The organism is Mycobacterium asiaticum (assembly GCF_001668675.1).
In the GTDB taxonomy this organism is placed as follows: Bacteria; Actinomycetota; Actinomycetes; order Mycobacteriales; family Mycobacteriaceae; genus Mycobacterium; species Mycobacterium asiaticum_D.
On the sequence record NZ_LZKQ01000084.1, the window covers coordinates 1 to 7,266 of the forward strand.

The following is a 7,266-nucleotide window of genomic DNA, read 5'->3' on the forward strand; positions in this document are numbered from 1 at the left end:
CTGGCTGACCGCGGAATACGCGATGCTGCCGTCTGCGACCCACACTCGTTCCGACCGCGAATCGGTGAAGGGCCGGCGGGGTCGGCGGTGCTGGGGCGGATGGCGGTGACGGCGGCTTCGGTGGCACCGGCGGGAGCGACGAAAGCGGTACCGGCAACGGCGGTAACGGCGGTGCCGGCGGCAATGCCGGAATCGGAGGCAGCGGCGGTGCCGGTGGCCGCGGCGGTGACTCCGCTGCTGGTGTCGCTGGCGATGGTGCCGACGGCGGCCACGGAGGCGCGAGCGGGTTCAGCGGCCAAGGCGGGTCGGGTGGCACGGGTGGCGCTGTGGCGGGTAGCGACGGCGCCAGAGGGGCCAATGGTGTGTCGGCGGCCGGGGGCGCTGGGGGTGTCGGCGGCGACGGCGGAGATGGCGGGACGATCGGTAACGGTGGCAACGGCGGTGCCGGCGGGGCCGGCGGTAACTCAGCTGGTGGCGCCGCTGGAGGTGGCGGCAACGGCGGCGTGGGCGGTGCGATCTCCGGTGACGGCGGTAGAGGTGGGGCCGGTGGCAACTCATCCGGTGCCGCCGGCGTTGGCGGCGCCGGCGGGCTCGGAGGCGACGCCAGGGTCGGCAACGGCGGTGCAGGTGGGGCCGGCGGTTACTCATCTGGTGGCGTCGGCGGCGTCGGCGGCGATGGCGGCGGTGGCGGTGCGAGCTCCGGTGACGGCGGTGACGGTGGCGCTGGCGGTGATGGCGTCGGCGGTGGTGGCGCCGGCGGGTGGGGAGGTGACGCCGGGTCGGTCGGTAACGGCGGCAATGGCGGCGCGGGCGGCAATGGCTCGGCCGGCGGTGCTGCCGGCGGTGTCGGCGGCGGCGGCGGCAACGCAGGCTCTATTGGCAACGGTGGGAACGGGGGCGCAGGTGGAAACGGAGCTATCGGTACCAGCGGCGCGCAAGGCCCCGCCGGGGAGCCCGGCGGCCCTGGTGGCGTCGGCGGGGTAGGTGGTGCCGGGGGGGCCGGTGGCGCCGGTGGCTTGGGCGGTTCGTTCTCTGGTAACGGCGGCGACGGTGGAGCCGGTGGAGCTGGCGGCGGCGGGGGTGTCGGCGGTGTTGGCGGTGTCGGCGTCGATAGCTATTTCTTCGATAGCGGTGGCGACGGCGGTGTCGGCGGGACCGGTGGCAAAGGCGGTGTCGGCGGTGTCGGCGGCGCTGGGGGCGCGGCCTTCGGGTCAGGTAACGGCGGCGTCGGCGGTCGTGGCGGGGCGGCGGGGGATGGCGGTGCCGGCGGTGCCGGCGGTAACGGCGGTCACGCCTACCTCACCGGCAGCGGCGGTACTGCGGGCGACGGTGGCACCGGCGGGATGGGCGGCACCGGCGGCGTCGGCGGAGTCGGCGGTGCGGCCCTCGATGGCACCGGCGGTGCCGGCGGCGACGGCGGCACCGCGGGCGAAGCCGGTGTGGGTGGCCACGGCGGTGACGGTGGAGCCTCATTCGGTGCACCCGGTGGTGACGGCGGTGTCGGCGGTACTGGCGGCGTCGGCGGTACCGGCGGCCAAGGCGGGCGCGGCGGCGACTCCGCCTTCGGCCTCGCCGGGGACGGCGGCACCGGCGCCGACGGCACCGCAGGTGGCAATGGCGGCGTCGGCGGCGTGAGCGGCAACCACAACCCGGTACAAGCCGCTGCGGGTATTGAGGGTGCCGGGGGTGTCGGCGGTGCCGGCGGCAACGGGGGCGACGGCGCCGAATGGCCCGGCCCGTCCGGTCACGGCGGCAACGGGGGCGCTGGCGGTGACGGTGCCGGCGGTGGCACCGGCGGTGCCGGCGGTAACGGTGGTGTGGTCGGCAACGGCGGCGATGGCGGGGCCGGCGGTAACGGCCAGACCGGTAGGTCCGGCTCGACAGGTACCACCGGAGCTGACGGGGACCCCGGCGGCCCCGGTGGGGGCGGCTACAACGGCTATGCCGGCGGCAATGGCGGTGCTGGCGGCGACGGCGGTTCGATTTCGGGGAACGGCGGGGCCGGCGGGGCCGGCGGCACCGGAGGCAACGGCGGCGACGGCGGGAACGGCGGCTCCAGCTTCGGCATCGGCGACTCGGATCCCTGGACTGGCGTCGGTGGTGTCGGCGGTGGCGGCGGTAATGGTGGTGCCGGCGGCGTTGGCGGCACGGGCGGCCGGGCATTGGGGTCCGGCGACGGAGGGGCCGGCGGGGCCGGCGGCAGTGCCGGAGACGCCGGCAAGGGTGGCGATGGTGGCCACGGTGGCGACGCTCCGACGCAATATGCCGTTGACGGCGCGCGCGGTGGCGATGGCGGGGTCGGCGGCATCGGCGGCATCGGCGGTCGCGGCGGTTCCGGTGGCGCGGCCAACGGAACGGGCACTGGCGGTGACGGCGGATCGGGCGGCGCTGCCGGCCAAGGGGGCATCGGAGGAAACGGCGGAAGTGGTGGCGCCGGTTCGGATTTCGATCCCCGTAGCCATGGCGGTGACGGCGGCACCGGTGGTAACGGTGGCACCGGCGGACGCGGCGGCGGCGGCGGCGACGGCGGCGACAGCCTTTCCGGCCCCGGCGGCGATGGCGGCAACGGCGCCGATGGCGCCGACGGTGCGCAGTTCGGCTCAGGCGGTCAGGGCGGCGCCGCCGCAGGCGGTGACGGGAGCAACGGGGGGCACGGTCAGGTTGGCGTCGGAGGCCTCGGTGGCTTCGGCGCCGACGGTGGCTCCGGCTTCCCGCCCGGCACCCGCGGCAGCGACGGCGAACATGGCATGTAGAGCTGTTGATCGAGTGAATGCCAAACGCGTTGTGTTGCAATGCTTTCGCTGGTCTGCTGCGCTGCACCAGCTAGGCGGCACATGCCGGCGAACCTCCGGTCCGGGTGCCCGGGCAGGCGTCGATGCGCCTATCCTGACGATTGATGGCTGACGACATCAGTTACAAGTACGCGTTCGGGACTTACGAGGACGCGCTGAAGATGGTGGGCTTTCGCACCGAGCCGCGAGTGGCGGGAACTGTGGTCAGCGGGGCCCGGATCCAGCATTTCGCTGCCCTGGTGCACGACGGCAACCCGGCGTATTGGGACCTGGACTTCGCGACTCAAACGTGGGGCGGGCTGGTCGGGCCACCCGCATTGCTGATGGGCTGGGTGATTCCGCAGCCGTGGTCACCCGACGGGTCGCGGCCGGCCGCGGGACTGGTGATCCGGGTTCCGTTGCCGGGCAGGACCTTTGTCAACGCGTCCAACGAAGCCGAGTTCCTGATTCCGGTGGTGGCGGGCGATCGGCTCTCGATCGTGGAGGAGGTGGTGTCGGTGTCGCCGGAGAAGACCACCAAACTCGGTGTCGGACACTTCATTCAAACACTTGATACCTTCCTGCGCGACGACGGGGCCGTGGTCGCGTTGAACCGCAATACCTTGTTCCGCTTCAATCCGCCGGGGGCTGCGGGATGACGGTTGAACCGAAATCTGGGCGATTCGACTGGTATGGATTGATCGTTCCCGTCGAGTTGCCTGAGGTCGTCGACGAGATCAACTACGAACGAGTGGTGATGAACGCGGGCGCGACATGGGACTACTTCCCTGGGCACTTCGATCCGGAATATGCCAAGCGACAGGGCCATCCGACGATATTCGTCAACACGATGCATATCGCCGGTTTCGTCGACCGGGTCGGCACGGATTGGGCCGGTCCCTACAGCCGAGTCCTGCGGCGCAAGATGTCGCTGCTGGGTTCGATCTATGCCGGCGACGCGATGATCGGTCGAGGAAGCGTTATAGCCAAGCGTTGCAACACCTCTGGAACAAATCCGCAATTTTTGATCGACCTGCAGGTCGGTGTCTACAATCAGCGCGGAGAACTCTGCTGTCCCGCGGAGGTCACTCTCGAGGTGCTGACGGCATAGTTCAGGTGGGTAGCGGAGGCAGTTTCCCCTTGCACGCCACCGATTGCAGCTCGACATACTCGTCCAGCCCTTCGGGGCCGAACTCACGCCCGATCCCGGAGTGCTTGAACCCACCGAACGGGGTGCTGATGTCGAGCATGTACATGTTGATGCCATAGGTGCCGGTCCGCACCCGCGCCGCGATCTCGAGGCCGTGCGCGGTGTCCGAGGTCCACACCGAGCCGGCCAGACCGTAGTCGCTGTCATTGGCGATGCGGACCGCGTCGTCTTCGTCGGTGTAGGTGAGCACCGTCAACACGGGACCGAAGATCTCCTCGCGGGCGATGCGCATGCCGTTGTCGGCATCGGTGAACAGGGTGGGCCGCACGTACCAACCGTGCGGCGCGGGGGTGTCGGCGCCGCCGACAACGATCCGGGCGCCCTGCTGCTCACCGGACCGGATGTAGTCCTGAACACGTTGCTGTTGACGTTGGGCGACAAGGGGTCCGATGTCGGTCTTGTCGTCGGTGGGGTCACCGACGGTCAATGTCGACATCATGCCGGCCAGCGCGTCGACGAGTTCGTCGTGCCGGCGCCGACTGACCAGAATGCGCGTCTGGGCAACGCAGGCTTGACCGTTGTTCATCAAACCGGCCGTCTTCAATCCGGTTACCGTCTTGGTGATGTCGGCATCGTCGAGGACGATCGCCGCCGATTTGCCCCCGAGTTCCAGGCTCACCCGTTTCAGTTGTTCACCGCACAGGGCGGCGATGCGACGGCCGGTGGCGCTGGAACCGGTGAAGGCGATCTTGTCCACGCCGGGATGGCGCACCAGCGCCTCGCCCACTTCGGGGCCGCCGGTGATCACCGACACCACCCCTTCGGGCAGCCCGACCTCCTCGATCATCTCGGCCAACCACAAAGCGTCCAGGGGTGTTTCGAGTGCGGGCTTGATGATCACCGGGCAGCCGGCAAGCAAGGCCGGGATCAGCTTGGGCATGATCAGGCACTGCGGCACGTTCCACGGCACAATCGCCCCGACCACGCCCACCGGCGCGCGGCGCAGATGCGCTTCACCGAGCACACCGCGGCGGCGCTCCACCCAAGGGAAGGCACGCGCGGTGGCCAGCGCCAGGTGAATCATCGAGGCGGCACCGGCTGCCTGCCCGAGCCGGCTGAAACTGCGGGGCGAGCCCATCTGCGCGGTGATCAGGTCGGCCATCTCGTCGATGTGACGCCCGTACTCCGCTGCCAAAGCTTCGATTTTGCGTATCCGCTCCTGCGGGGCAAGCCGGGGCCAGGGCCCATGGTCCAACGCCTGCCGGGCGGCCGCGACCGCAGCGTCGACATCTTCCGGGCCGGCGGACGGCACGTGCGCGATGGGCTGCTCGGAGTGCGGCGAGATGACCGCGATCCGCTCGGCTGTGGCGGGCTGACGCCACTGTCCACCAATGAAAAGTTGGTCGTAGGAGCGGGGATTCGCCGTCATCGCGGACACCACCTCAGGGCAGGAGACGGTAATTTCGCTATTGATGCTAACATAGCAAAAAAGCGGATTTTCGCTGCGGCAAGCCGGACGACATTCCCTTGAGGCGAGGCGTGACATGACCAGCGACTGGCGCAGCTATCCATTCGAACTGGTTCCCGGCGAGCCTCAGCTGGATTTCCCTGGCGCCGAAGGCCAGCATCTCGGCCAGGAGTCCGACACCTGGTTCCTCGCGGGCGAACTCGCCGCAGGCGCGGGCCGCTCGTTCGCATTCCTGACCATCTTCAACCGGAACCGCCCGGGCGGATCGATCGTCGCGGATTTCTACACCTTGGCGTTGTTCGACCTCGACACCGGTGACTACGGCACCTATACGGACTACGACATGCCGCCGGACAGCATGGAACGCGGCACCGGGCCCAAACTGTCCACGGCAGTGGGCCATCTGGATCTTCGGTATCGAACCGACGTGGGGGTTGCCAACTGGATCACCTGTCGCGACAGCGCCGGCGAATTACTGCCCTACACCTACGAGTTGAGCCTGGTCGGGACCGACCAGGACGGGCGACCGATGCGCCTGGACCTGACCGTCACGCCGACGCGGGCACCAACGCCCCTGGGCGCCTCAACCTACAACGGCAAAATCGCCTGCTTCGGTCAGGACGACACGTATTCCTACTTCCAGACCGGGATGCGGATGACCGGAACGTTGCGCTGGGGCGATCGTGAAGAGCAGGTCAGCGGGACGGCCGGACACGTCGACCGGCAGTGGTTCCCCAAGTATGCGGGCGGTGGCAGCGGGGAACCGCCGCGGACCAGGTCGCACGAATGGCGCACGATCAACTTCGACAACGGCGTCGACATGAGTATCTGGCGACAGTTCCTGCGCACCGATCACAATGCGCTGCAACCGTTTACCGGCATCACCACCAGCTATCCCGATGCCCGGCCGCCGGAGTGCTGCGAGGACTTCGAAGTGACGATCACCAGCTACGTCCGCTGGCCGGACTCGATCAAGCCCCTGATCCGCCCACCGGTCAAGGCCCGGTATATGCCTGACCGTCACCGAATCACCTGTGCCGCTTTGGGATTGGACATTGTCGGAGAGCCGCTGGTGGCCGCGCCGGCGCATTGCCTGCCGATCGAGTACATGGAGGGACCGTATCGGTACCGCGGCACGCTGGCGGGTGAACCGGTGACGGCCTTCGCTTTCAACGAGCGGTCGTTGGCGCTGTACCGGGACTGGGAGCTGATTCAGGTATTGGCGACCGCTGTCGCCGACGGTTCGGATCCGCAATTGCGGGCCACGGTCGATGGACTTGCGCCGCTGCTCGATGCTGGTCGTCGGGTTGAGGCAAGCGAATCCGTCCGGGCGGCGCTCGCCGCGGCGGATGGCTGCCGAGACGTACTTGCGGCCCTCCGGGATTCGCTGTCCGAGGAGGGCTCTTAGCCCCCCGGCCTGCCGTTGGCGCCGGATTTCCCGGTCGCACCGTTGGTTCCCTGGGCGCCGGGCTGGCCGTCGATTCCCGCGGCGCCGATGCCGCCAATGCCGTCGGAGCCGGGCGTCCCAGCCAGACCGCCGGCACCACCCGCGCCACCGGCGCCACCGGCGCCACCCGCGCCGCCCAGGCCCGCGCCGCCTGCGCCACCGAACAGCCCACCGGCGCCGCCGTTGCCGCCGGCGCCTCCCTGACCGCCGTCGGTGCCCGCGCCGCCCTGCCCGCCGTTGCCGCCGTCGCCTCCGCGGCCGCCGAACGGCGAGCCGCTCGGGCTCACCGCCGTGACGTCGCCGCCGTCACCCCCCATGCCGCCGCTCCCGCCCGGTGCGCCGACCCTGGCTCTTATACACCTCTCCGCGCCCACGAGACGCTACGCGAGCGCGGATGGCGGGGTCGGGGTGCAAAAAAACCGGGGGGGGG

5 protein-coding genes and 2 pseudogenes are annotated in these 7,266 nt (G+C 70.0%); 5 read left to right on the forward strand and 2 right to left on the reverse strand.

From position 1 onward, the window contains the following. The 4 genes and pseudogenes from rph to A9X01_RS07915 all read left to right on the forward strand — a co-directional run. Positions 1–88 (forward strand): annotated as a pseudogene (rph, locus tag A9X01_RS31195) (ribonuclease PH); the annotation flags it as partial. Positions 89–611: 523 nt separating this feature from the next. Further along, a pseudogene (locus A9X01_RS31800) lies at positions 612–2,753 on the forward strand (PE family protein); the annotation flags it as partial. A gap of 143 nt (positions 2,754–2,896) precedes the next feature. Continuing rightward, positions 2,897–3,430: an FAS1-like dehydratase domain-containing protein gene (locus A9X01_RS07910; protein ID WP_065120213.1), complete on the forward strand. Its 534-nt coding sequence runs from the start codon at positions 2,897–2,899 to the stop codon at positions 3,428–3,430. Further along, on the forward strand, positions 3,427–3,882 hold the full coding sequence (locus A9X01_RS07915) for a MaoC/PaaZ C-terminal domain-containing protein (protein WP_065120214.1): 456 nt from the start codon (positions 3,427–3,429) through the stop codon (positions 3,880–3,882). The genes A9X01_RS07910 and A9X01_RS07915 overlap by 4 nt, the downstream gene beginning before the upstream one ends. A 1-nt stretch (position 3,883) precedes the next feature. On the opposite strand, the gene A9X01_RS07920 is transcribed toward A9X01_RS07915, so the two are convergent. Further along, positions 3,884–5,350 carry an aldehyde dehydrogenase gene (locus A9X01_RS07920; RefSeq protein WP_065120217.1) on the reverse strand — a complete coding sequence of 489 codons (1,467 nt, stop codon included), beginning with the start codon at positions 5,348–5,350 and terminating at the stop codon, positions 3,884–3,886. A gap of 115 nt (positions 5,351–5,465) precedes the next feature. Between A9X01_RS07920 and A9X01_RS07925 the strand changes: the two genes are divergently transcribed. Beyond that, positions 5,466–6,797 carry a lipocalin-like domain-containing protein gene (locus tag A9X01_RS07925; RefSeq protein WP_065120215.1) on the forward strand — a complete coding sequence of 444 codons (1,332 nt, stop codon included), beginning with the start codon at positions 5,466–5,468 and terminating at the stop codon, positions 6,795–6,797. Here the strand turns inward: A9X01_RS07925 and A9X01_RS07930 are convergent. Continuing rightward, a complete protein-coding gene (locus A9X01_RS07930) occupies positions 6,794–7,153 on the reverse strand; it encodes a hypothetical protein (protein WP_065120216.1) in 360 nt (119 codons plus the stop codon). The genes A9X01_RS07925 and A9X01_RS07930 overlap by 4 nt on opposite strands. Positions 7,154–7,266: the final 113 nt, after the last annotated feature.